Genomic DNA, 1,660 nt, shown 5'->3' with positions numbered 1-1,660 from the left:
AAGTATACATTCAAAACACTGTAAATAAAGAAATCAGGGCATCTTTAAACAGAAAATAGATCCAAACTAATTTTTTATATAAATACGATTATGATAGCTGTATACACAAAATTAAGGAAACTACTTATTAACGTGAAAATATTTGCATAAAATGAACATGTTTTCATAATAGAGAATGAGCATTAGTCCCCAATAGTATGAATATGTTAAATTAATTCATTATTTTCCATTTAAAAGAGGATAGCTACACTATAAATTTTCATAAAATGTTCAAAATATATAATGGAGTTGATACAGTGAATCTATTAAAAAAGGATATTAACAAAGTTGAAGAAATATGCTTGGGATTTGGTGTAAGTTTGGAGCTGATAGAAGCTATTATTAGTAAATTGGGGTTTCAACAATGGCCTAAAAATAGTGAAGATAACCTGAGAATGCTTTATCAGTCATGGTGCAAAAATGTTCCGCAAGATAATATACATAAAAGGATTTATTTTGGAAATCAAATGTCAGGTCCATTACCAATTGGAAATCCTTCAGAATTCTTTTCGAATTTTTTAGAACATTCAACGGGAGGGACATGTTGGGGACATTCAATCGGTTTATACAGTTTGTTAAAAATTTTAGGATATGATGTGCGCGCTGCCGCAGGATCGATGGTAGGGCTTACTCCACCAGAAAATGGTCCAAGTCATGGCACGGTCATTGTTACAATTGAAGATCAACAATATTTGGTAGATGGTATTTTAATGATTGAAGATATTGTCCCTTTATCCCAAGAACGTCCTTCAATCGGAGGACCTCTACCTTTTACAATCAAGATATATCCGAATTTTAATGATTTGTGGGATATTGTATTTCGAACGGGTCACAGTGAGAAAGAACTTACCTGTAGGTTAGAGATTGATAATGTCGAATTTTCATATTTACAGGAGCGTTGGGAAAATACTCGAAACTATAGCCCATTTAATAGTAGTTTATTTATTCGTAAAAACATTGGGAAAAAGGCTGTTACACTTGGTCGAAATAAACTTTTTCATTTAAATGAAGCTGGTAATATTACAGTTGAGGAAATAGTAACGAATCTAGAAAAGAAACGAATTTTAATTAACATATTTGATTTGAGTGAGGAAATTGTTAATGCAATACCGTTGGATGACCCTTAAAAAAATTGGACTTGTCAACATTTACTGAACACGAAGGGTTCTGTTGCAAATGTTTAGCTTACTCTTTAAAATTTTGCAACAGAGCCATAAATATTGGTTTGGGACTTATATTTAAAGGTAAAGCATCCAAAACGGTTGCTTTTTTCTTTGCTGTATAGAAATTACACAATAAACGTATTTAGAGGTTAATTTAGGCATAATGAAGGCCAAGCATCCAAGCATCATATAATTATACAGAAAGGCTTTTCTGGCATAAAACTAGTATCCCTACACTTTATGTGGTACTTGAATAAGGTGCCATTCATTGAGAAAATAAATACCTAATATTCCCAATAATTAAATAAATATTTCTATAAATTATAAATATTTACAATAATGTAAAAAATGATACATTTAAGGTGCAAGTTATAAAAAATATTTGAGGAGGAATTTTTATGTTCAAGAAATTAGTAGTGGGAGTACTGGCGACTGGTTTTGTATTAACAGGGGGTATG

General features: G+C 31.1%; 1 protein-coding gene. It reads left to right on the top strand.

Annotated features, from left to right (window positions below):
• Nucleotides 1-296: 296 nt before the first annotated feature.
• The gene (locus tag DN403_RS30510; RefSeq protein WP_002083505.1) at nucleotides 297-1,166 is read left to right on the top strand and encodes an arylamine N-acetyltransferase; all 870 of its coding nucleotides are present in this window, start codon (nucleotides 297-299) and stop codon (nucleotides 1,164-1,166) included.
• Nucleotides 1,167-1,660: the final 494 nt, after the last annotated feature.

The organism is Bacillus sp. AY2-1, from assembly GCF_008368965.1.
Taxonomy (GTDB): Bacteria; Bacillota; Bacilli; order Bacillales; family Bacillaceae_G; genus Bacillus_A; species Bacillus_A thuringiensis_S.
This window is presented reverse-complemented; position numbering and strand designations above follow the sequence as displayed.